Here is a 218-nt window from a genome sequence, read left to right as displayed (position 1 = left end):
TATTGCGATGCGCCTCAGCGGTCGTCGTGCGACGTCCCATCGTTGTGCTCCGCTTCTTTGCCAGCGCTCGTTGGGCCGCCGTCATGCCCAAACAACGCAGCATCCTCATGGGCATTTGCGGAAGTTTCAAACTCAAGGCTCGAATGGGTGATGCCGAAGTCTTCAGCGAGCATGTTCTTGACAGCCTGCTTCACAGCATCAAGGTCCCTCCAATCCTG

General features: G+C 56.9%; 1 pseudogene. It reads right to left on the bottom strand.

The annotated features are described in order from the left end of the window. Nucleotides 1-14: 14 nt before the first annotated feature. Nucleotides 15-218 (bottom strand): annotated as a pseudogene (locus A3722_RS16920) (cation diffusion facilitator family transporter); the annotation flags it as partial.

The sequence above is a fragment of the Sulfitobacter sp. HI0027 genome (assembly GCF_001634775.1).
GTDB lineage: Bacteria > Pseudomonadota > Alphaproteobacteria > Rhodobacterales > Rhodobacteraceae > Sulfitobacter.
The sequence above is the reverse complement of the archived record's forward strand: the minus strand, read 5'-3'. Positions and strand labels throughout refer to the sequence as shown.